27 protein-coding genes are annotated in these 25,694 nt (G+C 62.1%); 21 read left to right on the forward strand and 6 right to left on the reverse strand.

Annotated features, from left to right (window positions below):
* Window positions 1-2 precede the first annotated feature (2 nt).
* Window positions 3-704 carry a histidine phosphatase family protein gene (locus INT29_RS01600; RefSeq protein ID WP_193070528.1) on the forward strand — a complete coding sequence of 234 codons (702 nt, stop codon included), beginning with the start codon at window positions 3-5 and terminating at the stop codon, window positions 702-704.
* Window positions 705-771: 67 nt separating this feature from the next.
* Here the strand turns inward: INT29_RS01600 and INT29_RS01605 are convergent, their stop codons facing one another.
* The gene (locus INT29_RS01605; protein ID WP_101574456.1) at window positions 772-1,605 is read right to left on the reverse strand and encodes an undecaprenyl-diphosphate phosphatase; all 834 of its coding nucleotides are present in this window, start codon (window positions 1,603-1,605) and stop codon (window positions 772-774) included.
* Window positions 1,606-1,674: 69 nt separating this feature from the next.
* On the opposite strand from INT29_RS01605, the gene INT29_RS01610 reads away from it, so the two are divergent.
* Entirely contained in the window at window positions 1,675-2,577 is a 903-nt protein-coding gene (locus INT29_RS01610; protein WP_193070529.1) for an aldo/keto reductase, read from the forward strand.
* A gap of 38 nt (window positions 2,578-2,615) precedes the next feature.
* Here the strand turns inward: INT29_RS01610 and INT29_RS01615 are convergent, their stop codons facing one another.
* Window positions 2,616-2,897 (reverse strand): hypothetical protein, encoded by a 282-nt coding sequence (locus INT29_RS01615; RefSeq protein WP_101574454.1) that lies wholly within the window; start codon window positions 2,895-2,897, stop codon window positions 2,616-2,618.
* Window positions 2,898-2,954: 57 nt separating this feature from the next.
* On the opposite strand from INT29_RS01615, the gene INT29_RS01620 reads away from it, so the two are divergent.
* The 3 genes from INT29_RS01620 (at window position 2,955) to mshC (ending at window position 5,671) form a co-directional block, all read left to right on the forward strand.
* Window positions 2,955-3,518, forward strand: a complete 564-nt coding sequence (locus tag INT29_RS01620) for a DUF3090 domain-containing protein (RefSeq protein WP_101574453.1) — start codon at window positions 2,955-2,957, stop codon at window positions 3,516-3,518.
* Window positions 3,518-4,330: an SCO1664 family protein gene (locus INT29_RS01625; protein WP_193070597.1), complete on the forward strand. Its 813-nt coding sequence runs from the start codon at window positions 3,518-3,520 to the stop codon at window positions 4,328-4,330. The genes INT29_RS01620 and INT29_RS01625 overlap by 1 nt, the downstream gene beginning before the upstream one ends.
* A gap of 81 nt (window positions 4,331-4,411) precedes the next feature.
* Window positions 4,412-5,671 carry a cysteine--1-D-myo-inosityl 2-amino-2-deoxy-alpha-D-glucopyranoside ligase gene (mshC, locus tag INT29_RS01630; RefSeq protein WP_193070530.1) on the forward strand — a complete coding sequence of 420 codons (1,260 nt, stop codon included), beginning with the start codon at window positions 4,412-4,414 and terminating at the stop codon, window positions 5,669-5,671.
* Between the two features lie 44 nt (window positions 5,672-5,715).
* Here the strand turns inward: mshC and INT29_RS01635 are convergent, their stop codons facing one another.
* Window positions 5,716-6,546 (reverse strand): proteasome assembly chaperone family protein, encoded by an 831-nt coding sequence (locus INT29_RS01635; protein WP_101574450.1) that lies wholly within the window; start codon window positions 6,544-6,546, stop codon window positions 5,716-5,718.
* A 22-nt stretch (window positions 6,547-6,568) separates the two neighbouring features.
* On the opposite strand from INT29_RS01635, the gene INT29_RS01640 reads away from it, so the two are divergent.
* Window positions 6,569-7,228 carry an HAD family hydrolase gene (locus INT29_RS01640; protein ID WP_226841505.1) on the forward strand — a complete coding sequence of 220 codons (660 nt, stop codon included), beginning with the start codon at window positions 6,569-6,571 and terminating at the stop codon, window positions 7,226-7,228.
* Here INT29_RS01640 and INT29_RS01645 read toward each other — a convergent pair.
* Window positions 7,206-8,015: a RecB family exonuclease gene (locus INT29_RS01645; protein WP_101574448.1), complete on the reverse strand. Its 810-nt coding sequence runs from the start codon at window positions 8,013-8,015 to the stop codon at window positions 7,206-7,208. The two genes, INT29_RS01640 and INT29_RS01645, sit on opposite strands and share 23 nt — an antisense overlap.
* 106 nt (window positions 8,016-8,121) lie before the next feature.
* Between INT29_RS01645 and INT29_RS01650 the strand changes: the two genes are divergently transcribed.
* Genes INT29_RS01650 through arc form a run of 3 tightly spaced genes read left to right on the forward strand, consistent with a single transcriptional unit; the run spans window position 8,122 to window position 12,060 of the window.
* Window positions 8,122-9,282 carry a site-2 protease family protein gene (locus INT29_RS01650; RefSeq protein WP_193070532.1) on the forward strand — a complete coding sequence of 387 codons (1,161 nt, stop codon included), beginning with the start codon at window positions 8,122-8,124 and terminating at the stop codon, window positions 9,280-9,282.
* Window positions 9,283-9,328: 46 nt separating this feature from the next.
* Window positions 9,329-10,411: a tRNA (adenine-N1)-methyltransferase gene (locus INT29_RS01655; protein ID WP_226841506.1), complete on the forward strand. Its 1,083-nt coding sequence runs from the start codon at window positions 9,329-9,331 to the stop codon at window positions 10,409-10,411.
* A complete protein-coding gene (gene arc / locus INT29_RS01660) occupies window positions 10,408-12,060 on the forward strand; it encodes a proteasome ATPase (protein ID WP_193070533.1) in 1,653 nt (550 codons plus the stop codon). The genes INT29_RS01655 and arc overlap by 4 nt, the downstream gene beginning before the upstream one ends.
* A gap of 78 nt (window positions 12,061-12,138) precedes the next feature.
* On the opposite strand, the gene INT29_RS01665 is transcribed toward arc, so the two are convergent.
* Complete coding sequence (locus INT29_RS01665) at window positions 12,139-12,531, reverse strand: DUF3054 domain-containing protein (RefSeq protein WP_101574445.1); 393 nt, start codon at window positions 12,529-12,531, stop codon at window positions 12,139-12,141.
* 32 nt (window positions 12,532-12,563) lie between these two features.
* On the opposite strand from INT29_RS01665, the gene dop reads away from it, so the two are divergent.
* From dop to INT29_RS01700, 7 genes are read left to right on the forward strand one after another with little or no spacing between them, the layout of a single operon-like run.
* A complete protein-coding gene (gene dop / locus INT29_RS01670; protein ID WP_101574444.1) occupies window positions 12,564-14,105 on the forward strand; it encodes a depupylase/deamidase Dop in 1,542 nt (513 codons plus the stop codon).
* Window positions 14,102-14,293 carry a ubiquitin-like protein Pup gene (locus INT29_RS01675; protein WP_101574443.1) on the forward strand — a complete coding sequence of 64 codons (192 nt, stop codon included), beginning with the start codon at window positions 14,102-14,104 and terminating at the stop codon, window positions 14,291-14,293. Before dop ends, INT29_RS01675 begins: the two co-directional genes overlap by 4 nt.
* Window position 14,294: 1 nt before the next feature.
* Entirely contained in the window at window positions 14,295-15,095 is an 801-nt protein-coding gene (prcB, locus tag INT29_RS01680) for a proteasome subunit beta (protein ID WP_101574442.1), read from the forward strand.
* Between the two features lie 22 nt (window positions 15,096-15,117).
* Window positions 15,118-15,807, forward strand: coding sequence for a proteasome subunit alpha (gene prcA, locus INT29_RS01685; protein ID WP_101574441.1), 690 nt, complete (start codon window positions 15,118-15,120; stop codon window positions 15,805-15,807).
* Window positions 15,807-17,210 (forward strand): Pup--protein ligase, encoded by a 1,404-nt coding sequence (gene pafA, locus INT29_RS01690; RefSeq protein WP_226841508.1) that lies wholly within the window; start codon window positions 15,807-15,809, stop codon window positions 17,208-17,210. The genes prcA and pafA overlap by 1 nt, the downstream gene beginning before the upstream one ends.
* A gap of 36 nt (window positions 17,211-17,246) precedes the next feature.
* Window positions 17,247-18,203 carry an FKBP-type peptidyl-prolyl cis-trans isomerase gene (locus INT29_RS01695; RefSeq protein ID WP_319020814.1) on the forward strand — a complete coding sequence of 319 codons (957 nt, stop codon included), beginning with the start codon at window positions 17,247-17,249 and terminating at the stop codon, window positions 18,201-18,203.
* 59 nt (window positions 18,204-18,262) lie between these two features.
* Window positions 18,263-18,637, forward strand: a complete 375-nt coding sequence (locus INT29_RS01700) for an FKBP-type peptidyl-prolyl cis-trans isomerase (RefSeq protein WP_101574439.1) — start codon at window positions 18,263-18,265, stop codon at window positions 18,635-18,637.
* A 50-nt stretch (window positions 18,638-18,687) separates the two neighbouring features.
* On the opposite strand, the gene INT29_RS01705 is transcribed toward INT29_RS01700, so the two are convergent.
* Window positions 18,688-19,812, reverse strand: a complete 1,125-nt coding sequence (locus tag INT29_RS01705; protein WP_101574438.1) for a DUF3866 family protein — start codon at window positions 19,810-19,812, stop codon at window positions 18,688-18,690.
* Between the two features lie 40 nt (window positions 19,813-19,852).
* Between INT29_RS01705 and INT29_RS01710 the strand changes: the two genes are divergently transcribed.
* The 5 genes from INT29_RS01710 to INT29_RS01730 all read left to right on the forward strand — a co-directional run bounded on the left by INT29_RS01710 (window position 19,853) and on the right by INT29_RS01730 (window position 25,682).
* Window positions 19,853-20,875, forward strand: a complete 1,023-nt coding sequence (locus tag INT29_RS01710; protein ID WP_257930253.1) for a helix-turn-helix transcriptional regulator — start codon at window positions 19,853-19,855, stop codon at window positions 20,873-20,875.
* Window positions 20,859-21,746, forward strand: coding sequence for a WYL domain-containing protein (locus INT29_RS01715; RefSeq protein WP_101574436.1), 888 nt, complete (start codon window positions 20,859-20,861; stop codon window positions 21,744-21,746). Before INT29_RS01710 ends, INT29_RS01715 begins: the two co-directional genes overlap by 17 nt.
* A 99-nt stretch (window positions 21,747-21,845) precedes the next feature.
* Window positions 21,846-22,127, forward strand: a complete 282-nt coding sequence (gene tatA, locus INT29_RS01720) for a Sec-independent protein translocase subunit TatA (RefSeq protein ID WP_101574435.1) — start codon at window positions 21,846-21,848, stop codon at window positions 22,125-22,127.
* Complete coding sequence (gene tatC / locus INT29_RS01725; RefSeq protein WP_413463150.1) at window positions 22,124-22,951, forward strand: twin-arginine translocase subunit TatC; 828 nt, start codon at window positions 22,124-22,126, stop codon at window positions 22,949-22,951. Before tatA ends, tatC begins: the two co-directional genes overlap by 4 nt.
* Window positions 22,952-22,958: 7 nt before the next feature.
* Window positions 22,959-25,682 carry a DEAD/DEAH box helicase gene (locus INT29_RS01730; RefSeq protein ID WP_193070534.1) on the forward strand — a complete coding sequence of 908 codons (2,724 nt, stop codon included), beginning with the start codon at window positions 22,959-22,961 and terminating at the stop codon, window positions 25,680-25,682.
* Window positions 25,683-25,694: the final 12 nt, after the last annotated feature.

Below are 25,694 nucleotides of genomic sequence, written 5' to 3' on the forward strand. Positions count from 1 at the left end.
ACATGCCCGTCATCGTTCTCCTCCGACACGGCGTCTCCAGCGCGAACACGGCAGGGATCCTCGCCGGACGCGCTCCCGGCGTGTCGCTGACCGACCAAGGTGTCAGTGCCCTGCGCGACACCCTGCGGATGCTTCCGCAGCAGCATTTCGCGCGCCTGCTGCATTCGCCGCTGCTGCGATGTGAACAGACCGCACAGATCGCAGCCTCAGCGATTTCCGCCGACTCCGCTGCCGCCGTCGATGACCTCATCGAACTCGACTATGGCGACTGGACCGGACGCAGCCTGAAGGACCTCGGCAGCGAAGAGCTGTGGAAGACCGTCATCGACGAGGCGTCTCAGGCGCGTTTCCCTGGTGGGGAATCCATCGCCGAGGCGGCCGACCGTGCCGTGTCGCGCGTGAGGACCGTAGTCGACGAGCTCCGCACAGAAGAACGCATGGAAGCGGACCAGCGCACGCAGAAGAGCGACGATACGGGCCCGGTCAGCCGGTGGGCGATGCTCGTCTCCCACGGCGACATCATCAAGGCGATCATCGCCGATGCGCTGGCCATGCCGCTCGATGATTTCCAGCGCCTCAGCGTTGCTCCGGGCTCGTTCACCGTCATCGACTTCTCGGGGCCGCGGCCGGTGATGACCGCGATGTCGGTCACCGCAGCCGGACTGTCCGAGGGCGGCGTTCCCGGCGGTGGCAACCTGCGCTGAGACAGGCTGCGCTGAGACCGGGCTGGTCCCGGCAGTGCCGAGAACCAGCCGCGTCAGCCAGCGTCGATCAGGTTGCTGCGAGGACTCCGGTGCCCAGCAGGACGTAGAGCACGATGCCCAAGGCCACGCGGTACCAGACGAAGATCGCAAACGATTTGGTCTTCACATAGCCGAGGAACCAGTGGATGACGAGGAGACCGAGTCCGAAGGCGATGATGGTGGCCAGGATCGTCGGTCCCCAGCCGATGACCATGTCCGCGCTGCCCAACGTCTGGAAGACAGAGTAGAAGCCCGATCCCAAGACCGCAGGAATGGCGAGCAGGAACGAGTAGCGGGCGGCAGCAGGACGGTCGAAGCCCATGAAACGCCCGGCCATAATGGTGCCACCGGAGCGTGAGACGCCGGGGATGAGGGCCAGGGCCTGAGCGAAGCCGTAGATGATGCCCTGCCCCCACGTCATGTCCTCAAGTGTGCGTTCGCGTTTTCCGACCCAGTCTGCGAGGCCGATGATGAGACCGAAGACGATGAGCATGGTGGCGGTGATCCACAGGCTGCGCAGGGCACCCTCAATGGCGTCTTGAAACAGCAGGCCGAGGATGACGATCGGAATCGAACCGACGATGATCAGCCAGCCGAGACGGACTTCAGGGTCCTTCCGATCGTGTTTGCCGGCCAGGGCCTTGAACCATTTGGAGATGATGGAGACGATGTCGCGCCAGAAGTAGACGACGACGGCGGCTTCGGTGCCGATCTGAATGATCGCGGTGAAGAATGCGCCCGGATCGTCACCCGGCAAGAGGAACTCACCGACGATGCGCACGTGCGCCGAGGATGAGATCGGCAGAAATTCTGTCAGTGCCTGAACGATGCCCAGCACAGCTGCGACCAACCATTCGTACATGCGTCTCCTTGAGAAAGTGGGGTGGGAACGAAACCACGGTAGTCGCCGAATCAGGTAACCTCAACAATCATGAAGCAACAACGCCTCGCCAGCACCGGTCTTGAAGTCAGCGCTGTGGGTCTCGGCACATTTGAGTGGGGACACCGGGTCGACGCAGCGGTCGCGCAGCGACTCGTCGATGAATACGTCGGCGCTGGTGGGAACCTCATAGAGCTTCCCAGCTCAGGGGTGCACGCGGCCCAGGTGCTGTCTCAGCTGAAACTTCCTGAACAGATCGTGTTGATTGCCCGCGTGGGCGTGTCCATGAGTGAGTCATCCCACATTGAGGTGGGTCTGGGGCGAGCTCGGATTCTCAACCAGGTGGATGCGCTGTTGAGCGCCACCGGACGCTCCCACATCGACATGCTCATTCTCGACGTCTTCGACGCCGATGTGGACCGGGCAGAGACCGCCTCAGCGATCAATACATTGTTGATGTTGGGCAAGATCCGCTACGTCGGTGTGTCGCACCATGCCGGTTGGGAGCTGGCAGAGATGCGTGGAGCAGGCGTACCCATCTCCTGTGCCATCGCCGAATACTCGCTGCTCAACAGGGAGGCAGAGAACGACCTGCTGCCAGCCGCGAACTACGCAGGTGTGGGACTCATCGCCGGGGCCGGCCTGGGCAGGGGAGTGCTGAGCGACAAATATCGGCGCGGAACCCCACAGGATTCACGCTTTGCCGCGGGAGAACTCACCGACTATGTCGGTGCCTACCTCGACGAACGATCGACACGTGTGCTGGCGGGAGTGCGCAAGGCGGCGGCCGCGCTGGGAGTGACGACGACGGACATCGCACTGGCGTTCAACAGACACCGGGGAGTCGCCTCGTCCTTGGTCTCCGCCCGCACTACTGAGCAGCTGGCTCAGGTGATCAGCAGCGAAGTCGAACTCGAACCCGAGATCGCCGAGGTGCTCGACCAGATCTCCTGAGGGCTCGGCGGACGTGATTCAGCAGTCGTGAAGGAGGCTCAGTCGTCTTCGTCGTCCTCGTCGACGGTGAAGTCACCGTCGAGTTCGTTGTCGTCGTCGTCTTCCTTGGCGTCTTCGACATCGTCGAAGAGCTCGAACGGAGTGACCTCGTCAAACGCGGTGTAGATCGCGTCTTCGTAGATTTCGAAGGCATCGGCTAGGGCCATGTATGCGGCTTCGACACGGGGGTCTTGGTCTCCATTGCGGTGTGCGGATGCAGCGAAGTGCTCACCCACTGCTTCGAGGAATGCGTCCAGGGCCTCACGAGGATCAGTGCTCATGACTCAAATGTATCCCAGTGAAGACGGACATGTAAGTCTTTGAACTAGGCTGAAGGTATGGCAGCTTTGTACGACCACCCCACCCCAGAACGATTCGTTGTCGGCACGATCGGTCTGCCCGGCGAGCGAACGTTCCTCCTCCAAGCGAAATCTGGAACCGCGCTGACCACAGTGGTGGTGGAGAAGGAGCAGGTGGAGATCCTCTCTGATCGCATCACCGAGCTCCTCGACATGGTCATGGTCAAAGACCCCGCGGCGCGAGTGCCCCAGTCTGCGATCGACGAACGCATCGACAACGCGGGGCTCAACGTTCCGATCGAACCCGAATTCCGGGTGGGGACCATGAGCTTGGGCTGGGACACCGTCGCCCACGAGCTGGTTGTCGAATGCTTCGAACTCACCGAGGAGGATGCTCAGACAGGCACCTCCGCTGAGCCCGATGACGACGAAGTCGAGCGGGAGGTGCTGCGCATCGTCCTCGACGCCGCCGGCTCTCGCGAGTTCGCTCGCAGAGCTGACCAGGTCGTCTCCGCCGGTCGTGGCGACTGCCCATTCTGTTCGCTGCCGCTGGAGCCCGAAGGGCACCTGTGCCCCCGTGCCAACGGCATCGCGCGCATGTGATGCACTCAGCGTTCACCGAAGAGGCCCTGGAACTGGGCTCCTGCACCGTCATGGGAGCGATCCCGCGGGCCAGCAACGACACCCGCCTCGTGGTCGTCGATCACGCCGACACGCATCTCAAGGCCGTGTACAAACCTATTTCGGGAGAACGACCTCTTGCGGATTTTCCAACGCACACTCTGTCGTTGCGTGAGGTCGCGTCCTATAGGCTCAGCGCCCACCTTGACCTCAACGTGGTTCCACCGACAGTTCTCCGTGGTGACCTGGGAGCGGGGCTTGGATCCTTACAGGCCTATGTCGAAGATTCCGGGGACGATGACGCTGTGGCTCTGACCGGTGTCGATGCCATTCCCGCTGATCACACCCCGATGTTCGCGCTGCGCACCGAGGACGGCACAGATCTGGTGCTGTCCCACGACACCAGGGAAGGCCTGCGGGCAATCGCCTTCTTCGACCTCCTCGCGAACAACGCCGACCGGAAGGCGGGCCACATCATCACCGGCAGCTACCTGCCCGGCGCCGGCCCCAGCAGCATCGGCACCTTCGGCATCGACAACGGACTGACATTCCACGCCGAAGAGAAGGTCCGCACCGTGCTGTGGGGTTTCTCTCACCTCTCATTCCGGGTCGAAGAGCTTGACGCTCTCGACGAGGTGGCCCGAATGCCTGCAGACCTGCGAGCCGCATTGGATGAGTGTTTGGACGAGGCAGAGATCGAGAGCCTGCGTGCCCGGGCCGATGAACTGGGAGAGGCCGGTACCTTCCCCGACCCGCCCCAGGACCGGACCGTCATACCTTGGCCTCCGATCTAGCACACGGCGGGTGCAGCCCGGGAACAGACCCGCCGGAGGCATGAGGTGCCGTTCTGCTATGACTCGGTTAGGCTGGTCTGCGTGAAGTCATGGTCCGAACCTCAGCTACCCCGCCTCACCAGCTCCGGAAAGGTGCCGACAGTCTTCGACACCGGCACTCGGAGCCCACGCAATCTCAAAGGGCGTGACCAGGCGGCCGGTCTCTATGTATGTGGAATCACCCCGTACGACGCCACCCATCTTGGTCACGCGGCAACTTATGTTGCCTTCGACCTGCTCAATCGGGTGTGGCGAGATGCGGGGCTCGATGTCACCTATGTGCAGAACACGACCGATGTCGACGACCCTCTGCTGGAGAGAGCCAACGCCACGGGCGTGGATTGGCGTGAGCTTGCCGAATCTCAGATCGAACTGTTCCGCGAGGACATGAGCGCATTGCGCGTGATTCCGCCGCAGGACTATATCGGCGTCGTTGAGACAGTCGATCAAATCGTCGAAGCGGTGGAGGCCCTCGTGGACTCGCGAGCCGCCTACACCCTCGACAACGGCGACGTGTACTACCGGGTCTCAACCCCGATCCACCCGCCCTTCGGCAGCGTCAGCCACGATGACCGGGCCACGATGGCCAAACTCTCCGCCGAACGCGGCGGTGACCCGGAGACACCGGGCAAGGACAATGAGATCGACCCACTGCTGTGGAAGGCCGCACGCGAGGGCGAACCGTCCTGGGAAGGCGGGAAGCTCGGGCCAGGCCGCCCCGGCTGGCACATCGAATGCACCGTCATCGCCAACAACTATGCAGGACTGCCGGTCGACGTTCAGGGCGGTGGCAGCGATCTGGTGTTCCCACACCACGAAATGAGCGCGGCTCACGCTGCGGCATGGAAGCAGACTCCCTTTGCCCGGACCTATATGCACACGGGTATGGTCGGTTACCAGGGTGAGAAGATGAGCAAGTCCAAGGGCAACCTCGTCTTGGTCTCCAAGCTGCGCGAACAGGGCGTGGACCCGATGGTAATTCGCACAGTGCTCCTGTCCAACCACTACCGCAGCGACTGGGTCTTCACTGACGACCTGCTCGAAACCGCCTCGGCGCGCTTGCAGGCCTGGAAACATGCAGCAATGTGCGAGGCCGAATGTCGGGAAGGACTGCGCGGACACATCATCGGTCTGCTGCGTGAGTCTCTGGCCGATGACCTCGACAGCCCGCGCGCCCTGGGCATCCTCGATGAATGGGCCGAACACTACGCGGACTCAGCCGCAGCCGAGACAGCTCCGGTGTGCGGAGATCGGGTCGCAGACGCCGTTGATGCCCTGTTGGGCATCAACCTTCACGCCTGACGCCTATGTTCCTGAGCGACTGACGTCCTGATCGCCGACTGAGGCTATTTGTCTCGGCCGCGCTTGCGCAGATACCGCTCGAACTCAGCGGCGATCGCATCGCCGCTGGCTTCGGGCAGTTCCGTTGAGTCATTGAGCTCCTCGAGTCCCTTGAGCAGCTCAACGAGATGTGGGTTGAGCGCGACCAGCTCATCGGCACCAAGCTCCCAGGCTCGGCTCTCCTCTTCGAGGATGGGGATGTCGATCTCGAGTCCCGTGTGCTTCTCCACCGCTGAGGCCAGGGCCAGTTCGGCCTTTGGCGAAGGCGAATCGGTGAGATAGTCGGGTACTCCGACCCACAGGTTGATCGTCTGCAGTCCTCGCCTGTGGCATGCGACGCCGAGGAGGCCGAGGATGCCGATCGGACCCGCATAGCCGTTGACGTCGATATTGAGATCCGCGGCCAGCGCCGTATTCTCTGTGTTCGCTACGACCGGCAACGGGCGTGTGTGAGGGACCTCAGCATGCAGACCACCGAGGAGGACCACACTGTCGTCGGAGCTGATCTGGGACAGGATGAGCGAGAGGAACTCGCGCCATTTCAGTCCCGGCTCGTGTCCCTGGATGATGGTGACCGGAGTGCTCAGGCGTTGCCCCCGATGGACCTCGATTCCCGGCCAAGCAATCGTGGCTCGACCAGTTTCGTCTCGGACGATCTCAGGTTCTGAGAATCTGAATTCGTAGAAACCGTCGGTGTCCAAAATCTCACTGTCGTTGAGTCCCCATGACTCGATGAGATCCTTGACCAGTGAACTGGCGGCTTCGGAGGCATCCGCGTCCTGTCCCTCGAAGGCAATGAACACGAGTGCCCCGGACCCTGATGGAAGAAAAGTCATGCTTCAAGATTACGCTGGAATCATGAAGAATCCTGCCGCAGTCCTCTGGGACATGGACGGAACACTGGTTGATACGGAACCGTATTGGATCAGGGCCGAGACCGAACTGATGAACGCGCACGGCATTGCCTGGAGCGAAGAGCAGGGTTTGGAGTTCGTGGGCAACGACCTTCTCACCTCAGCCGCGATGATGCAGGATGCCGGACTCGACCTTCCTGCCGCTGTCATCGTCGACACACTTCTCGACGAGGTTGTGGCGAAGATCGAGGAATCAGTGCCGTTTCGCCCTGGAGCTCTCGAGTTCCTCGACGCGATCGTTACCGCCGGCATCCCGTGCGTGATGGTCACGATGTCCTACCGGCGACTCGCCGAGGCGGTCATTGCGGCCTGTCCCGAGAACAGCTTCGTCGGTCTCATCTCCGGTGACGAGGTCAGCGCCGGAAAACCTGACCCCGAGCCCTACCTCAAAGGTGCGGCGCTGCTGGGCCTCGAACCGAGAGCCTGCGTGGCGCTCGAGGATTCGAAGCCCGGCCTTGCCAGCGCAGAGGCAGCGGGAACGTTTGCGATCGGCGTTCCTCACCTGGTTCAGCTCGAGGAACGTCCCGGACGGATCCTGTGGTCGAGCCTCGAAGGGCGAACCGTGGCTGACCTGAGAGAACTCACGTCCCGACTATCCGTGTGATCTCGGGGGTCGGCGGGGGAGTGTTGCCCCAGGCCGGACACAGCGGTTTGAAGGTGCACCAGTTGCACAGGGGCGATTTCTTCGGACGCCAACGATCCGCCTCGGCGGAGGCGATGATGTCTTTCCAAATCGATTCGATCTCGAACTGAGTGCGTTCGATGTCACTCATCGTGGGATGTGACTTCAGAATGCTCTGCGAGCCGAGGTACATGAGCTGGAGCGTATGCACGAGCTCACCCGTGAGGCGGTACTCGACGAGGGCGTAGAAGCCCATCTGGAAGTTCGCCTCGCGCCCGTACTGGGGCTTGGGCTGTTTGCCGGTCTTGTAATCGACCAGACGCTTCTCACCACCTGGTGCGACATCGACGCGGTCGATGAAGCCGCGCAGCTCCAGGCCATTGTCGAGTTGAGTCCGGACATACTTCTCCGTCTCATCCGGTTCGAGGTGCTCGGGGAATTCGAGCGTGAAGTAGGAGCGCAGCAGATTGCCGGCCGTTGTGAAGAATGTCTCCTTCTCACTCTCCTCGTCGAAGATCGCGAGCACTTCCGGGTCTTTGTCGACGAGTTCGTCCCAGCTGGGACGCAGCAGTGACTCGGCGACATCCTGAGTCCGCTGGGCAGCGGGTAGGGCGAAGAGCTTCTCGAGTACAGAATGGACGACGGTCCCTCGGAAGGCGGCCTGCGAAGGCGGTTCCGGAAGCTTGTCGATACTGCGGAATCTAAATTTCAAGGGACATTGTACGAAGTCGTTGGCCCGCGAGGGCGACAGACTGATCAGCTCGGCCATATCACCACTGTAACGACTTGGTCTGACACGACGCGTCAGAACGCGTCGATGACCGTGTCGCTGTTAGGCTGAAGTCACCCGACCCCAAGCAAGAGGAACTCCTTCGATGGCCGTGAAAAATCACCAGACTGGTGCCTCTTCGGGCTTACGCCTGGGGAAAGTTCTCGGCGCCCCGGTGATCCTGGCATGGTCATGGTTCCTCGCCGCCATCGTCATCACGATCCTGTTCGCTCCCTGGGTGAACACGGTTCGGCCCGATCTCGGCATCTGGGCCTGGTTCGTCGCGTTCGCGTACGCGGTGCTGCTATTCGGATCCGTCTTCCTCCACGAACTGGCGCACGGCGTCGCCGGACAGTTCTATGGACTCAAGGTTGCCGCGATCGAGCTCAATATCTGGGGTGGATTCACCCGTTTCGAACCTCAGGTCGAGAATCCGCGGGACAAAGCCGCTCTCACCAGCTTCGTCATCTCCATCGTCGGTCCCATCGTCAACATCGTTTTGGCGTTGCTGGGCTGGTGGTGCCTGAGCGCAGTCTCCCCAGCCTCGGTGCCGTGGCTCCTGCTCATTGCGGTCACCTTCGCCAACGTCGCACTCGGTGCCATCAACCTGCTGCCGGGCATTCCGCTTGACGGCGGGTGGGCGCTGCAAGCCCTGATGTGGCGATTGACCGGTTCGCAGTACCTGGGAACTATCGTCGCCAGCTGGGTCGGTCGCGTCATCGCAGTCGGCTTCATCGGCTGGTCGGTCATCACCCCGCTGCTGGCAGGCGATCGTCCCGACCCGCTGCAGGTCGCTTGGATGTCCCTCATCGCCATCATGCTCTGGTTCTCTGCCGGGGATGCCGCGACCCACGCGAAGCGGGCGCGGAAGATGGAGACCTACGACCTCTCACAGGTCATCCAGCCGGCCATCGCCGCGACCTGGGATGCAGATCTTGCCGACACTCTCGACTACGCGAACAGACTGGGCAACGCGAAGGAACGCACCCTTATCGTCGTCCTCGACCAGAAGGGCCTGCCCTACGGTCTCGTCGACAGGCATGCAGCGGCTGGGCGTCTCGCCGAGTCACTGGACCAGGTCCCGGCAGGCGAGGTCGCCAGGCCTCTGGCCGGATGGATCGGAGTCCCGAGGGACATCACCGCCCCGCACCTGCTCGAGTCACTGACCCACCGGCCCAAAGCGCAGTTCAGCCTGGTCATGGACGAGAACACTCTTGTCGGCGTGATCGATCTGCAGGAATTCTTCGACGAGCTTCTCGCAGCGTGAACCAGGTGTGCTGAGGCACTTCTCATCAGCGTAGAGTGGACGCATCATGACTGAGGCAAGCCATACCGAACCCGACCGGGTACTGAAATCCGGCGAGAAGATTCAGCTCACAGACCCCAAGGGCCGAATGCACACGATTGTGCTGGCTGCGGGGGAGCTGTTCCACACGCATAAGGGACTCATCGAACACGATGCCATCATCGGTCGCACCGAGGGAATCATCGTGTCGAACACAGGAGGCATCGACTTCCAGGTCTTCCGCCCGCGGTACGAGGACTTCGTTCTGTCTATGCCTCGCGGGGCTGCGGTCGTCTATCCCAAGGATTCCGGTCTGATCGTCACCCTCGGTGATATCTTCCCCGGTGCAACCGTCGTCGAAGCCGGAGTCGGCTCCGGGGCCCTGTCCATGGCTCTGCTGCGGGCAGTCGGCCCCACCGGCACCCTGCATTCCTTCGAGCTCCGCGAGGAATTCGCTACCATCGCGGCCGGCAACATCGCAGACTTCTTCAACGGTCGACCGGACAACTGGTCAGTCAGCGTTGGCGATCTCTCCGACGAACTGCCTCAGGCCCATGCCCCCGGCAGCGTCGACCGGGTCGTCCTCGACATGCTCACACCATGGAACACGTTGGACGCCGTCAGCCGGGCGCTGGCACCCGGCGGCGTCGTGATCGCATACGTCGCCACCGTTCCCCAGCTCTCCCGCTTCGTCGAAGCCCTGCGCGCCACGGAGAACTTCAGCGAACCCGAGTCGATGGAGGCCATGGTCAGAGGGTGGCACGTCGATGGGCTCGCAGTCCGTCCCGACCACCGGATGATCGCCCACACCGGATTCCTTGTCATGTCTCGACGTATGGCTCCCGGAGTGGCCCCGTTGGAGAAGAAGAAACGCCCTCAGGGCGCTCCGGCATCGACTGAAGACGTTGATGCCTGGACGAAGCCTGAAGTCACCGATGAAGCGGTCGGTGCCAGAGTGGCGCAGGGAAAGAAGCTGCGCCGCGTCATGCGCGAGGCGGGAAAACGCTTGAATCAAGAACTGCCGACCTCAGAGTCGAACACTCAAGAGTCGAACACAGAAGTGTCGGACACACAGGAGTCGGACACCACAGGGTCGAAGGAGGACCAATGACCGAGACCACGCCCGAAGCACAGCGTCAGCGCGAGGACACAGCGTCATTGCGCCAACAGCTCTTCAGCGCCGGGAAACGCAATGAAGCTCTGTCGAAGACCCTGCGCACAGCTCGCGACGAGCTGAACAGGATCAAAGAAGAAGCCCATCGGCTGACGGAGCCGCCCAACAACTGGGGCACCCTCATCGCGGTGGAAGAGTCGGGGCTGAGCGCCGACGTCATCGTCGGCGGCCGCCGCATGCGCGTAGCCGTCGGACCCGAGGTGGAGCCGAAACAGCTGCGTGCCGGTACCGACGTGCTTCTCTCCGAGGGTCTCGTCATCATCGGAACCGGTTCCTTCGCCCCGGTCGGCTCGGTCGTCAACGTGCGCGAGTTCGTCGACGACACCCGGATCCTCGTCGGCGCACCCGGCGATGACGAGCAGGTGTTCATCCTCGGCGAGGACCTCGTCGATGCCGGTCTGCGCGTCGGTGACGCCGTGGTCGTCGATACCCGCACGCACTATGCGCTCCAGGTCGTCGAGAAGCCCGAGGTCTCTTCGCTGCTGCTCGAAGAGGTCCCCGACATCACCTACTCCGACATCGGTGGGCTGGCCGATCAGATCGGTCAGATCAAGGACGCAGTGGAGCTGCCCTTCGAACATCCGCAGCTCTACACCGAACACGGACTCAAACCGCCGAAGGGCATCCTGCTCTACGGCCCTCCCGGCTGCGGCAAGACTCTGATCGCGAAAGCCGTGGCCAACTCCCTGGCCGACCGGACCGGCGCAGGTCAGTCCCGCAAAACCTACTTCCTCAACATCAAGGGACCGGAGCTGCTGGACAAGTACGTCGGCGAGACCGAACGTCAGCTCCGCCTCATCTTCGCCCGTGCGAGGGAGAAAGCCTCAGCAGGGTTCCCCGTCGTCGTCTTCTTCGATGAGATGGAATCTCTGTTCCGCACCCGCGGTACCGGCAAATCCTCGGACGTGGAGACGACCATCGTGCCGCAGCTGCTGACCGAGATCGACGGCGTCGAGCAGCTCGACAACGTCATCGTCATCGGCGCTTCGAACCGCGAAGACCTCATCGACCCCGCAATTCTGCGTCCCGGTCGTCTCGATGTGAAGATCCGCATCGAACGTCCTGATGCTGATGCGGCACGTGACATCTTCGAGAAGTACCTCACCGCCGAACTGCCTCTGCACCCGAGTGTGCTGACCGGTCATGAAACCCCCGCCGAGGCGGTGTCATCTCTGATCTCATTCTGTGTCGACCGCATGTATGCGCTGTCACCGGAGAACGAGTTCGTCGAGGTCACCTATGCCGACGGAGCGAAGGAAGTACTCCACTTCGCAGACTTCGCCTCCGGTGCCATGATTCATAACATCGTGGACCGGGCCAAGAAGAGTGCGATCAAGTCGCTGCTGGAAACCGGCGAACGCGGACTCCAGCCCCAGCACTTCGAAGAGGCCATCGCCGAAGAGTTCAGCGAGCACGAGGACCTGCCCAATACGACGAACCCTGACGAGTGGGCACGGATCTCCGGGCGCAAGGGGGAGCGAGTGACGCATCTGCGGATGATGCACCTGGACACGACGCGAGGTGCCCCAGCGGTTCCGTTGGAATCGGACATCGCCGAGGTGTACCCCAATTCAGACCTGGTCTGATTCGCCCCGTACGCGGTCGGCTTCAGGAGCTACGATCAGCGGAGTAAGACAGTAATCATCCTGAGTCAGAGATGGTGCTCAGCGGCGGCGTCGACGAGCAGTGCTGCCGCCGCCGGTCACTGCTGTGGCGATGATGCGCCAACCGACCAAGGTGATGAGGTTGAGGCTCGCGGCGACGATGACGAATGGTCCAGCGGTGCCCTCACCTGTCAGAGCGCGAATCACGAGTCCGAGCAGGACGGTGATCGCCCACACCGCGGTCCCCGTGGCCAAAGGAGAGATCGGGCGGTCCCAGACCGCCGAGAGAAGCCAAGCGATGCCGAGCCCGGCCAGGAACGGCCACGCTGTGGTCATGAGACCCTGGAGTTCGAAATTATGAGAATGTGTGTAATGACCGATGATGGTGAATAGGACGACCAGGACGAGGTCGACGGTCAACGCGATCGGGAGATGAGATTTCTTTGCAGCCACGTCCCCGAGTCTAAACGTTAGAGGGAGTACAGATGCTCAGTGTCCACCGTGTCATGGGTTCAGAAACCGAGTTCGGACTGAGCCAGCCCGGCAATCCGGGAGCGAACCCGATGCGTGACTCGGCGCGCGTCGTCGACGCCTATGCAGGACCACGCGGACTAAAGTCGTCACAGAACTTCTGGGACTTCGCTACCGAATCACCCCTGGCCGATGCACGCGGCTTCTTCATGAACGTCGCCGACGCCGACATCTCCCAGCTCACCCACATGCCCCAGGAATCCGTGGAAGCACAGTACCTGGCCAACGTCGTGACCGAGAACGGTGCCCGCTACTACGTCGATCATGCCCACCCCGAGTACTCATCACCGGAAGTGCTGACTCCGCGCGATCTCGTCACCTACGACAGGGCTGGAGATCTGGTGGCCTTGGCCTCGGTGCGCAGTCTGGAAACAACGGATGAACCCGTCAACCTCTACAAGAACAACACCGATTCGAAGGGATCGTCCTACGGCACCCACGAGAACTATCTCGTCGACCGCGGTGTTGCTTTCGATGACCTCGTCGCCGGTCTGATCCCCTTCTTCGTCAGCAGACAGATCCTCTGTGGATCCGGACGAGTGGGCATCGGACGCGAAGGCGAGACCGCCGGCTTCCAGATCTCCTCGCGTGCTGACTTCTTCGAAGCAGAGGTCGGGCTCGAGACCACTCTGCGCCGACCGATCGTCAACACCCGAGACGAACCCCACGCCGATCCTGCCAAATATCGTCGACTGCACGTCATCATCGGCGATGCCACCATGGCCGAACCGGCCACCCTCGTCCGATTCGGCTCCACCTCTCTGGTGCTCGGACTCATCGAGGCGGGTATCGTGCCCACACTCGAACTCGCCGACCCGATGCAGGCACTGTGGGATGTCAGCCACGACCTGAGCTTGAGCACGAAACTGCCCATGTCCGACGGCACCACGATGACCGCACTCGAGATCCAGAACACGTACTACGCGGCCTGCCTCGAACATGCCGGAGACGACGCGGACACCACCGAGGTTCTGCGCGAATGGAAAAGACTCCTCGACGGTTTGGCCACCGACCCACGCAGCCTCTCGGACTCCATCGACTGGATCGCTAAATGGGTCCTGCTCGAAGGCTACCGGCAGAAGGAGAACCTTGACTGGGATCACCCGAAGCTTGCGCTCATCGACGTCCAATATCACGATGTCCGCCCCGAGAAGGGCCTGTTCTACAAGCTTGAGAAGGCCGGACGGATTCGCCGGATGACCACCGAAGCTGAGGTGGAGAACGCGGTCGTGTCTGCGCCCGACGGAACCCGGGCCTACCTCAGATCCTTGGCGGTGACCCGGTTCTCGGACTCACTGGTCGCAGCCAGCTGGGACTCGCTAGTCCTCGACGCCGGCGAATACGGAATCGTGCGACTTCCGATGAGTGAACCGCTCAAGGGCAACCGTGAACTCCTCGCAGACAGACTGGCCCAAGTGCACGACGCACAGGGACTGCTGCAGGCGCTGGGAGTGGATAGACTGAAAAAGACGAACGATGAAAGAGGTGCGCAATGAGTTCGCAGGAACAGGTTCAGAAAGACCATTCGGCTGGCGGGGGAGAACCACCCGTTGAACCGCCGGAGGCTGTGCAAGGACAGATCAACACCCAGAACGTGGATTCGATCCTCGATGAGATCGACGGAGTCCTCGAATCCAACGCAGAGGAGTTCGTGCGCAACTTCGTCCAGAAGGGCGGCCAATGAGATGTCAGGATTCTCTCCTGCATTTCTGAGTTCGACGAGCAACTCGTTCGTCGAACTCGCCCGCGCCGTGGCTCCAGAGTCGCTGCCGACAACGGTCGGGCATGACCTGGGGAATCACGTTCCGGAGGGGACGACGATCATCTGTTTCCGCACTGCCGCGGGCATCCTCATGGCAGGGGACCGGCGTGCCACGATCGGGAGCATGATCGCCTCCCACTCCATGGAGAAGGTGCGATCTGCCGACGATTTCTCGGTCATCGGCATTGCCGGCACCGCTGGGCTCGCGCTCGATCTCATCCGCCTCTACCAACTCGAACTCGAACACTACGAGAAGATCGAGGGCGCCCGCCTGTCTCTGGGCGGCAAGGCCAACCGTTTGGCGTCGATGCTGCGCGGAAACCTGAACCTGGCCATGCAGGGCCTCTCGGTCGTTCCGCTCTTCGCGGGTGTCGACGAGGCGACCCCGGCCGGGCAGATCTTCAGTTTCGATGTCACCGGCGGAAAATATGAGGAGCACCGATTCCATTCGATCGGATCCGGGTCCGGCTACGCCCGTGGGGCGCTGAAGAAGCTATGGCAGCCCGACCTCGACTCCGACGCCGCGGTGTCGGTAGCCGTTGAAGCACTCTTCGATGCCTCCGATGATGATTCGGCCACTGGCGGCCCCGATTTCGTTCGGCAGATCGCACCGACGATCTTCACCGTCGACCTGGAACACGGCGTCGTCGAGATCCCCTCCGCTTCCGTGATGTCGGTGGCCACCGCAGTAGTCGACCGGCGGAGAAGGAAAGCACAGGCATGACCGTCATGAATGAGGCACTCACATGAGCCAGGCACCGTTCTACGTCTCACCCGAACAGCTGATGAAGGACCGCGCCGACTTCGCCCGCAAAGGCATCGCCCGGGGCCGGTCGGTCGTGGTTCTGCGCTACGACGAAGGCATCCTCATGCTGGCGGAGAACCCGTCACCGACGCTGCATAAGATCGCCGAGATCTACGACCGCATCGGCTTCGCCGCAGTCGGGAAATACAACGAATTCGAGACGATGCGCCAAGCCGGTGTGAGGTATGCGGACCTGCGCGGGTACTCCTATCACCGCAGTGATGTCACGGCACGGGGGCTGACGAACGCCTACGCGCAGACACTGGCCGGGGTCTTCACCACCGAGGCGAAACCCTTCGAAGTCGAACTCGTCATCGCCGAACTCGGGCTCACCGCCGATGCCGATCAGCTCTATCGGCTCAGCTATGACGGTTCTGTCATGGATGAGACCGAACATGTGGCAATCGGGGGACAGGCTGATGACATCACCGCAGCATTGCAGGACCTGTCGACCTCGGTGCTGCCGCTGTCAGAGGTCTTTGACCATGGTGTGCGCGCTCTTGCCACCGCAACAGCCGCGACACTGCCGACGAAAGACCTCGAAGCGGCCGTGCTCGACAGGAACGCCAGCGGTCACCGCACTTTCAAACGACTCAGCGACGCTATGATGGCGCAGCTGCGGGAGGACTGATGGCCAGAATCTACGGCCTCGAAACCGAATACGGGCTCGCGCATTCCGCCGGGGAGCACGACCGTCGCATCGGCCCGGAAGAGATCGCACGCTATCTGTTCCGACCCATCGTCGAGTGGGGACGCTCCTCCAACGTGTTCCTGCCCAACGGGTCAAGGCTCTACCTCGACGTGGGTTCACACCCCGAATACGCCACCGCGGAATGCGACAATTTGACCGACCTGCTCACCCAAGATCGGGCGGGGGAGTCCCTGATGATCGATCTGCTGGGACAGGCCCAGACAAGCATCGAAGCCGATGGACTCGGTGGACGAATCCATATGGTCAAGAACAACACCGACGCGGCCGGGAACTCCTACGGCTCCCACGAGAATTTCCTCATCCGCCGCAATCTCGACTTCAATCGCCTGACCACGGTTCTGCTGCCGTTCCTCGTCTCACGCCAGCTGATGGTGGGCGCGGGCGCCATCATCCCCGCACAGTCCTCATTCAAACCGGATGACGAAGCGAATCGCTCAGACATGATGTTCGGCCTCTCGGCACGATCAGATGTGATGTGGGAAGGACTCTCATCGGCCACGACACGGTCGCGTCCGATCATCAACGCCAGGGACGAACCTCACGCCGATGCGGAGAAGTACCGCCGTCTCCACGTCATCGTCGGTGATTCCTCGATGTCGACAGCCACCTCGGCGCTCAAGATCGGATCGGCCGTGCTCATGCTCGACCTCATCGAACAGGGCGCACGAATCCCCGAACACGGTCTGCGCCACCCAGTGCGCGACATCCGCCTCGTCGCCAGGGACCTCACCGGTTCGGTGCCGCTCGAGCGCACGGACGGGACGACGATCACACCGCTGAACCTGCTCGCCGACTACCGTGACCGCGCGCAGGTCCTCGTGCAGAAGGGCGACCACAGCCTCGGCGACGACGGGATGGCCGACTACGTCATCGACCTGTGGACCCGGATGCTCGACGCGGTGGCCGCCCAGGATTTCTCCGCAGTCGAGCAGGAGATCGACTGGGTGATGAAGAAGGCCCTCATCGATCGGGCGTTGGCGCGTGGCATCGATGACCTCACGGACCCCCGGATCTCTCGCCTCGACATCGCCTATCACGACATCACACCTGACACCGGCCTGTTCCCCAAGCTGGAACGGACCGGAATGGCGAAGAACCTGGTCTCGTCGGAAGCACGGGAGAAGGCCAAAGACGTGCCACCGGCGAGCACTCGGGCAGCCATCCGCGGCGAATTCGTCCGGGCCGCCCATGCCGCACGCCGGGACTACACCGTCGACTGGGTGCATCTGAGACTCAACGATGAATCCGGTCGCGCCGTGGCGCTGAAGAATCCCTTCGAGCCCACGCACCCACAGGCCGAAGCTCTCATTGCAGGCCTGTAAGATCTCACTGATCTGGTCTTGAACGAAAGGAACCACGTGCGCACCAAAGTGCTCGCCGTCATCGCGGCCGCCACACTGCTGCTGTCCGCCTGCGGACAGGGCGAGGAGGCCAAGGACACGAACAGTGCCCCACCTTCCGTCTCGGCCAAGGACGCGAAGTCGACCAGCCTCGACGACGTCACAGTCGAAGGCAAGAACGGACAGAAACCGAAAGTCAGCTTCGAGGCGCCCCTGGTCGTGGACAAGACCGGGAAGTCCGTCATCAAAGAGGGCAAAGGCGACAAGGTCGCCGACGGTGAGCAGGTCACCGCGCAGATGACTTTGGTCTCAGGCACAACCGGCAAACAGATCGAATCGAGCTACGATTCGAAGTCACCGGCCGGGTTCCCGATGGACAAGAGCCAGATCTCGGAGCAGCTCTACGATGCGCTCCTGGACACGAAGGTCGGATCACGTGTGCTCATGTCGCTCAACGGCAGCGCACAAGAGGGGCAGCCCGCGCAGACCCTCGTCTACGTCATCGACATTGAGAAGACCACGAAGCCCTTGGCCCACGCCGAGGGCAAGAAGGTCGACCAGTCGAAGAACCCCGTGACGGTCAAATGGGCGGACAACGGTGAACCTTCGATCTCGAAGCCCAAGGGCAAGGCCCCGAAGGAACTCGAAACGTATACGACGATCGAGGGTGACGGGCCGAAGGTCAAGGAAGGCCAGAGCGTGGCCGTGCACTACTCCGGTTGGCTCTGGGACGACAATTCGAAGTACTTCGACTCAAGCTGGCAGGATGATCGCGGACCCTTCGCCGTTGACCCAGTCGGTGAGGCTGGAGTCATCGAAGGGTGGAACGAAGGTCTTGTCGGGGCAAAGGTCGGCAGCCAGATCGTGCTCGTCGTGCCACCGGACAAGGGATACGGAGAACAGGGCAGCCCTCCGAGCATTCCCGGCAACGCCACCCTCGTCTTCGTCATCGACGTCCTCTCAGCCCAGGGTTGAGGAAGTCTTTGCCGGTGGCTGAAGACACACACCATAGAACTACGACATAAGGAGACACCATGAGCAAGCAGAAACCAGTCGTCGACTTCCCCGGAACCGAGGCTCCGACCGAGCTCGTCATCGTTGATGACATCATCGGTGACGGCGTCGAGGCGGGCCCCGGCCATACCGTGAGCGTGAACTACGTGGGCATCGCCCACTCAACCGGTGAAGAGTTCGACGCCTCCTACAACCGTGGCACCCCGCTCGAATTCCGCCTCGGCTCCGGCATGGTCATCTCCGGCTGGGACCAGGGCATCCAGGGCATGAAGGTCGGTGGCCGGCGCACCCTGCAGATCCCACCTCACCTGGCCTACGGTGACCAGGGAGCCGGCGGCGTCATCAAACCCGGCGAGTCCCTGATCTTCGTCTGCGATCTGGAGGATGTGCGCTGAGACGCAGTCACACTGCGCTGACACGCAAACTGTGAATCGGCTGCCGAGACTCAGATCTCGGCAGCCATTCTGCCCGCCGCGGCGGCAGCGAGAAACGCTGCCGCATCGGCGGGCAGTTTTCGTCCCATCGTCGACAGACCCACCGGTGAGGACTTCAAACCGGCCCATAGGCCCTCGAGGCTGACGTCGACCTGATCGTGCATGTGCAGCAGCGACATCTGCGCGGCAGCGACCTCAACCACCACGGAAGGGTCGGGTTCCATCTCACGACGGTCCGCCTCGGCGAGGGTGGAGAAGTCTGGGACCGGGATCGTCATTCCGGGACGGGCGATCTCGGTCAGAGACGTCAGAGAATGATGCGAGATGCCGAAATGCCTGCCACGGGCATCGGCATTGGACATGCGCAGGACACCCATCGGGGTGCCACCCAGCAGAGCGGCCGCATTGAGGTGCTCACCGGTGACGAGGCCCGAATAGCCATATTTGGTTCCAGTCCCCAGATTTCCCGGACCCTGCGCGACGATGGCGATATCGGCACCGAGGACATGTCTGGCGGCGAGCAGACCCGTGTGAATCGTCACAGCCTCAAGATCGGCGCCCCAGGATTGACCGGTGCTGATGGTGCCGTGCAGCCAGCCTGCGTCCTTGAGTCCAGCTGCTGCCTGAGAGAAGCTGGCCGGCAGAGCTGCACCGTCGCTGAGGACATAGGCGATGTGCAGCTCGGGGTTGACCGCACGGACGCCGGCGATGATGGCTGGCAGAGCCGAATGCAGATCCGCCGCCAGCACAGGCATCCCACCCAGAGACTCTTCCCGAGCGAGGGTCTCATGGTGTTCCGACTCCTGATCGTCGACACCGAGGACCATCGTCTGCAGAGGGGAGTAACGGTCCTTGACCAGATGCCCTGGCCCCTCTGGGGGGTCGGCCGGCAGCGCATCGGGCAGAGCCACCACGAGACCGAATCCGCCTGTGCCAAGACGTTTGGCCAGCGCCGAAACGTTGAGCAGGACGATATCTCCGATCTGCGGGTCTCCGACCGCCTCCGTATAGGCGACGGCCTTGATATGTGTGATCGTCGTGCCCGGCAATGCCTGGTCAATATCGGCCTCGACCTCTGTGTATCCTGGCCGGGTGGAGCGAATCGTGGTCACGGTTCCTCTGCGCCAATGAATCATGGTCCTAAGACTATCGCCCGCATTAGGTTACGGTGGAATTGTGAATACACCCCGCCCCAGCAGACAGAGGCAGCAGACCGAGCGTCTGATGAACTTGCTGATCGCTCTCAGAGCCGCCCGCGGATGGGTCTCCCGGAAGACTCTGATGAGCGCCATCGACGGTTATGCGGGCCTCGACGACATCGCCTTCGACCGCAAATTCTCCCGCGACAAGGAGCTCCTGCGGCATATGGGGATCACGATCGCCACCCGCGCTGAACATGACGCCTACTCGGATGTCGGCGAGACGGGCTACCGGATCTCCGCCGACGACTACGCGATGGACGATGTTGAGCTCACCCCATCCGAGGCCGCAGCGGTAGCCGTGGCCGCTCAGTTCTGGTCCGACACCGAACTCGGCGAGTCCAGCGCACAGGCGCTGACGAAGCTGCGGGCATTGGGCATCGATCTCACCGAGGCGGGCCCAGGGCATGTCGAAGAGAATCAGGGACCTGCGGCACGCAAGCTCGGCAGTGCGAACTTCGCCACTGCGCTCCACCACATCAACGCTCGCGAGGCGATCAGCTTCAAGTACCACAAGCCCGGACAGAACCCTCGCAAGGTCAAGCTGGAACCCTATGCGCTGCTCAGCCGTGGAGACCGGGTCTACCTGCTGGGACACGACATCGACCGCGAAGCCGAACGCACCTTCAGACTCTCTCGCGTCGAGGGTAAGATCACGAAGCTCGGCGGGCGGGACCCCGGGGACTATGACATTCCCACCGACTTCGCACCGCATGTGGCGCTGAACTCGAGTACGGAGATGGCTGTCGTCGCCGAGGCGAAGCTGCGCATCCGTGCCCACCGCGCGGACCCGCTGCGCAGACGTCAGGTCCGCACAGAAGATGACTGCGTGGTCATCGAGTTCACCGATACGGCGTCTTTGGCAGCGGAGATCGTGAGCTTCGGCACCGCCGTCGAGGTGCTTGCCCCAGCAGAACTGGCACAGGCCGTCGAGGACCGACGTGAGACGGTCCGAGTCTCCCTCGAACGACTTGGAGGCCGCAATGTCCTCAGCGCGTGAACGACTCACCAGGCTGCTCAGCCTGGTGCCCTACCTCGACGCCCATCCAGGTGCTGACCTCGAAGAGACAGCCTCCTATTTCAACATCGATTCGGACACGCTCATCGATGACCTGCAGCTCCTCTTCGTGACAGGTCGCCCCGGACACATGCCCGATGACCTCATCGACGCCACCTGGGAGGGTGGCAAGATCTACATTTCCAACGCCGAGGAGGTCTCCGTCCCGGTCCGTCTCAGCGCGGAGGAAGCAGGCGTCCTTGTCCTGGCCCTTGAGCTCATCGACACCCTGCCGGGGCTCGACACCGAGGCTGTGCGGACGGCGGCACAGAAACTGCGACTAGCTGCGGGGGAGAACCTCCACACACCGGTCGAGGTCAGCCCCATTCCCGCGGACGAAGACCTCATGACGTTCCTCAAGCACGCGATCGACACGGAAGCAGCGATCGAGATCGACTACTACGTCGGTTCCCGAGATGAACTGACACGGCGGACCATTGCCCCCAGCAAGCTGGTTCCGGGGGCCGACTGGTACCTGGACGCCTGGTGCTACGGCGCGCAGGCTCCACGCCGATTCGCGCTGAGCAGCATCCGCTCTTGGTCACCGGCCGCACATCCGCCGCTGGCCGTGAGCAACAAGCAGTCGAACACCCACGAAGTCACCATGACTCTGTCCGCGGCCGGTGCATGGCTCGCGGATGAACTGGAGCTGAGCGAGCGTGAATACCTCACCAACGGGGAACCAAATGTGCGAATCAGATTCCTTGTGCACTCCGTGGACTGGCTGAGTCGGTTCCTGCTGTGCCACGCCGACGTCATCACCGACATCGACGACAGCGAAGCGGTCGAAGCCGCGCTGACACGGCTGGGCTGAGTCTGGACTTCGCACAGGGCTCTGGCCGTGGCGCGAGGATGAAAGGCACAGCCACACAGCGTAGAATCTTTCAGAGCAGACAATAGTCAAGGAGTCCCCATGAAACCGAGTTTCGTGCAGATCGCGATCGTCATCCTCATCATCGTGATCATTTTCGGCGCACCCAAGCTGCCGGCGTTGGCCAGAAGCCTTGGTCAGTCGATGAAGATCTTCAAAGCAGAGGTCAAGGATCTCCGTGATGACGATGAGCCCAAGAAGACGGAACCGGGCGAGCTCAATCGCGAAGCCACCGAAAACAACACCTCGTCGACCGCCGAGGCTACCCGAAAGCCTGAGCAGCCTGCGCAGGAAAAGCAGGATCCGCAGTCTCACGAGAAGTGAAAGAGCAAAACGACCGGCAGTCGTCTTCGGCACGGAGGAAGAACCCCGAACGGAAGATGCCCGTCGTCGGGCACCTCATCGAACTCCGGAATCGTGCCCTTGTCGCGGCGATCGCGATCGCCCTCGGCGCCGTCGCCGGATGGTTCCTCTATGATCCGGTCCTCGACATCCTGCAGGAACCGATCCGCAGCATCCGTGCCTCCGGCGACCGAACCGCTGAGATCAATTTCGCCGGAGTCGCCTCACCGTTTGATCTGAAGATCAAACTGTCGTTCTTCATCGGCATCTTTCTGTCCTGCCCGATCTGGCTCTATGAAGTCTGGGCATTCATAGTGCCTGGACTGACGAAGAAGGAGAAACTGTACTCCGTCGGTTTCCTCGGTGCAGCCATTCCGCTGTTCCTCGCGGGTTCGACGATGGCCTTCTTCGCCCTTCCCAACGCTGTCAAAGCACTGACGTCATTCACCCCAGCTGGCGGCACGAACATCATCCCTGCCCAGGACTACCTGAGCTTCGTGATGGTCATCATCGTGGTCTTCGGTCTGGCATTCGTCCTTCCGGTGCTCATGGTCGGGCTCAACATGATGGGAATCCTCTCAGCGGTCAGGATCCAGAAGTCCTGGCGGATCATCGTGATGCTCGTTTTCCTGTTTGCCGCCATTGCCACCCCCACTCCCGACGCGATGTCGATGTTCTTCCTTGTGATCCCGATGATGACGCTCTTCTGTTTGGCGTGGGTGATCTGCGTATTCAACGATAGGAGACGCAAGAAGCGCCTCATCGCACAAGGCCTGTGGGTCGACCCCGACGAACCGATTGACTGAGAGAAGCATGACTGAATCCTCGAGCCCGACCGAACCTTCGGCAGATGCGAAGCCGCTGAGCCCTTCGGCCGCCTATGCCGACTATCGGGACAGGACGAAGAAGGCCCAGACTCCCTTGGGCCGATTCTCAGCCAGAACAGACTTCGAGCTCGACGACTTCCAGCTCGAAGCCTGCACACAGCTGCAGGAAGGCAAAGACGTCCTCGTCACGGCGCCCACAGGTGCTGGCAAGACCCTGATCGCGGAATTCGCCGTTGAACTGGCCAGGGACGAAGGCAAGCGAGTCTTCTACACCACGCCGATCAAGGCACTGAGCAACCAGAAGTTCAATGACCTCATGGATGTTCACGGTGTGGAGAACGTCGGGCTGCTCACGGGTGACACCTCGATCCGTCGCGATGCGCCGATCATCGTGATGACGACAGAAGTCCTGCGCAACATGCTCTACAACGACCTGTCAGGACTCGCCGACCTCGGGTTCGTCGTCCTTGACGAGGTGCACTATCTGGCCGACCGTTTCCGCGGACCCGTCTGGGAAGAAGTGATCATCCACCTGCCGGATCGGGTGCAGATGGTGTCCCTGTCTGCGACCGTATCCAACGTCGAGGAGTTCGGTGCCTGGCTGCGCGAGGTGCGCGGACCCACAACCGTCATCTCCACCACTCATCGCCCGGTGCCGCTGGTCAACCATGTCCTCGTCGGCCACCGCATGTACGATCTCTTCACCCATCACGACTCCGAACGGATCGATCCAGCCCTCAACCACGCGACCCGGACCCATGGTGGTCCCCGCTCGCGGCGTGAGCGAGCCACCCGAGCGCGCTTCCGCAGGCCCAGTCGCACTCAGGTCGTGTCCTCCCTGGCAGAGACCGGCATGCTGCCGGCGATCATGTTCATCTTCTCCCGCAATGCCTGCGACGAGGCGGTGGAACAGTATCTGGCCTCCGGCTATGACCTGAACTCCCGCGAAGAGAAGGTCATCATCAATGCAGCACTCGAGAGGCTGCGCGATGAGCTCGCCAGCGAGGACCTCGGCATTCTCGGATTCCATTCGTTCCGGGAAGGTCTGCTGCTGGGAGTCGCCGCCCACCACGCCGGAATGATCCCGCAGTTCAAACAGCTCGTCGAGGAACTCTTCTCCCAGGGGATCATCAAGGTCGTCTTCGCCACGGAGACTCTGGCCTTGGGCATCAATATGCCTGCCCGCACGGTCGTCCTGGAGAAGCTGGTGAAGTTCAACGGTGAGGCCCACGTATCGATCACGCCGGGGGAGTACACCCAGCTGACGGGCCGAGCCGGGCGCCGCGGCATCGACAAGATCGGGCATTCCGTGGTCGTCTGGCACCCCAGCCTCGAGGTCAATGAGATCGCGGGGCTGGCCTCCAACCGTTCGTATGCGCTCAACTCCGCGTTCGGACCCACCTACAACATGACGGCGAATCTGCTGTCGAGAATGAGTTCTGCCGAGGCCGCGAAGGTCCTCGAGACCTCTTTTGCACAGTTCCAGGCCGACAAGGCCGTCGTGGGGCTGGCGAAGAAGGTGCGGAAGAACGAAACAACGATCGCAGCCTATGAGAAGTCGATGCAGTGCGAGCTCGGCGACTTCGCCGAATACGCGCGTCTGCGGCAGGCCATCAGCGACGCCGAGAAGCAGGAGACACGCACCAAGTCGAAGAACCGGCAGCGCGAGATCGTCGAGTCGCTGAGCGCACTCAAGGTCGGCAATGTCGTCACCCTGCCTGCGAAACGCGTTGAGGGCACTGCCGTCATCATTGCACCCATGAGCTCCCGCGATGGAGAATCACGCCTGCCGACGGTGCTCACCGAGCAGGGGAAGGTCTGGCATCTGCGCCCCCATGAGGTGACAGAGCCGCTGGCAGCACAGGGCCGGGTGCGTGTGCCGAAGAAATTCAATCACAGGCAGGCAGGGGACCGCAGGCAGCTGCTGGGCATCCTCAACGACGCCAAACACGACGGCAAGGTCGATTCGCAGGCGCAGTGGCAATCCTCATCCGGTGCCTCCGGTATCAGCTCGAGCGTGTCCGAGATGACCGCGCAGCTGCGCGCTCATCCCTGTCACGACTGCCCGGACCGCGAGATGCACGCCAGGTGGGCCAACCGAGCGGCCAAACTGGTCAAGGAGAACGATTCGCTCATCGCCCGGATCGAAGGACGAACCACGTCGATCGCTCTCGTGTTCGAACGTGTTCAAGACGTGCTGCGCACACTCGGCTTCGATCCCGAGCAGTCGGACATGCTGCGTCGCATCTATGGCGAACGGGACCTGCTCGTAGCGTTGACCATTCGGGCCGGGCTGTGGGACAACCTCGTCGAACCTGAGCTCGCGGGATTCGCCTCATGCTTCGTCTTCCAGTCCCGACGCGGTGACACCCTGCATCCTGAACGGGCCCCAAGCCGCGACCTCAAGGTCAACGGTGATGAGGCAGTGACGATCTGGCGCAAACTGTTCCAACTTGAGGAGCAGCACGCCCTGTCAACGACGCAGGAACCCGACCGGGGGCTGTTCAAACCGATGTATCGGTGGACCGAAGGCAAGAACCTCGCAGACTCCCTTCGCGGCACAGACATCGCTGCCGGAGACTTCGTACGGTGGGCCAAACAGAGCCTTGACCTACTCGGTCAGGTTGCCGAGGTCGCCGAACTGGAGACCGCTGTGCGTATCCGTCGCACCATCGAAGCTATCCGCCGCGGAGTCGTCGCAGACTCCTGAGCAGCAGTTCGC

It is taken from the genome of Brevibacterium sp. FME37, from assembly GCF_014897485.1.
In the GTDB taxonomy this organism is placed as follows: domain Bacteria; phylum Actinomycetota; class Actinomycetes; order Actinomycetales; family Brevibacteriaceae; genus Brevibacterium.

Bases quoted from the DNA above. Each gene is read 5' to 3' on its own strand.
- INT29_RS01600 (WP_193070528.1), top strand. From the start codon at position 3: ATGCCCGTCATCGTTCTCCTCCGACACGGCGTCTCCAGCGCGAACACG.
- INT29_RS01605 (WP_101574456.1), bottom strand. From the start codon at position 1,605: ATGTACGAATGGTTGGTCGCAGCTGTGCTGGGCATCGTTCAGGCACTG.
- INT29_RS01610 (WP_193070529.1), top strand. From the start codon at position 1,675: ATGAAGCAACAACGCCTCGCCAGCACCGGTCTTGAAGTCAGCGCTGTG.
- INT29_RS01615 (WP_101574454.1), bottom strand. From the start codon at position 2,897: ATGAGCACTGATCCTCGTGAGGCCCTGGACGCATTCCTCGAAGCAGTG.
- INT29_RS01620 (WP_101574453.1), top strand. From the start codon at position 2,955: ATGGCAGCTTTGTACGACCACCCCACCCCAGAACGATTCGTTGTCGGC.
- INT29_RS01625 (WP_193070597.1), top strand. From the start codon at position 3,518: ATGCACTCAGCGTTCACCGAAGAGGCCCTGGAACTGGGCTCCTGCACC.
- INT29_RS01635 (WP_101574450.1), bottom strand. From the start codon at position 6,546: ATGACTTTTCTTCCATCAGGGTCCGGGGCACTCGTGTTCATTGCCTTC.
- INT29_RS01640 (WP_226841505.1), top strand. From the start codon at position 6,569: ATGAAGAATCCTGCCGCAGTCCTCTGGGACATGGACGGAACACTGGTT.
- INT29_RS01645 (WP_101574448.1), bottom strand. From the start codon at position 8,015: ATGGCCGAGCTGATCAGTCTGTCGCCCTCGCGGGCCAACGACTTCGTA.
- INT29_RS01650 (WP_193070532.1), top strand. From the start codon at position 8,122: ATGGCCGTGAAAAATCACCAGACTGGTGCCTCTTCGGGCTTACGCCTG.
- INT29_RS01655 (WP_226841506.1), top strand. From the start codon at position 9,329: ATGACTGAGGCAAGCCATACCGAACCCGACCGGGTACTGAAATCCGGC.
- arc (WP_193070533.1), top strand. From the start codon at position 10,408: ATGACCGAGACCACGCCCGAAGCACAGCGTCAGCGCGAGGACACAGCG.
- dop (WP_101574444.1), top strand. From the start codon at position 12,564: ATGCTCAGTGTCCACCGTGTCATGGGTTCAGAAACCGAGTTCGGACTG.
- INT29_RS01675 (WP_101574443.1), top strand. From the start codon at position 14,102: ATGAGTTCGCAGGAACAGGTTCAGAAAGACCATTCGGCTGGCGGGGGA.
- prcB (WP_101574442.1), top strand. From the start codon at position 14,295: ATGTCAGGATTCTCTCCTGCATTTCTGAGTTCGACGAGCAACTCGTTC.
- prcA (WP_101574441.1), top strand. From the start codon at position 15,118: ATGAGCCAGGCACCGTTCTACGTCTCACCCGAACAGCTGATGAAGGAC.
- pafA (WP_226841508.1), top strand. From the start codon at position 15,807: ATGGCCAGAATCTACGGCCTCGAAACCGAATACGGGCTCGCGCATTCC.
- INT29_RS01700 (WP_101574439.1), top strand. From the start codon at position 18,263: ATGAGCAAGCAGAAACCAGTCGTCGACTTCCCCGGAACCGAGGCTCCG.
- INT29_RS01705 (WP_101574438.1), bottom strand. From the start codon at position 19,812: ATGATTCATTGGCGCAGAGGAACCGTGACCACGATTCGCTCCACCCGG.
- INT29_RS01715 (WP_101574436.1), top strand. From the start codon at position 20,859: ATGTCCTCAGCGCGTGAACGACTCACCAGGCTGCTCAGCCTGGTGCCC.
- tatA (WP_101574435.1), top strand. From the start codon at position 21,846: ATGAAACCGAGTTTCGTGCAGATCGCGATCGTCATCCTCATCATCGTG.
- INT29_RS01730 (WP_193070534.1), top strand. From the start codon at position 22,959: ATGACTGAATCCTCGAGCCCGACCGAACCTTCGGCAGATGCGAAGCCG.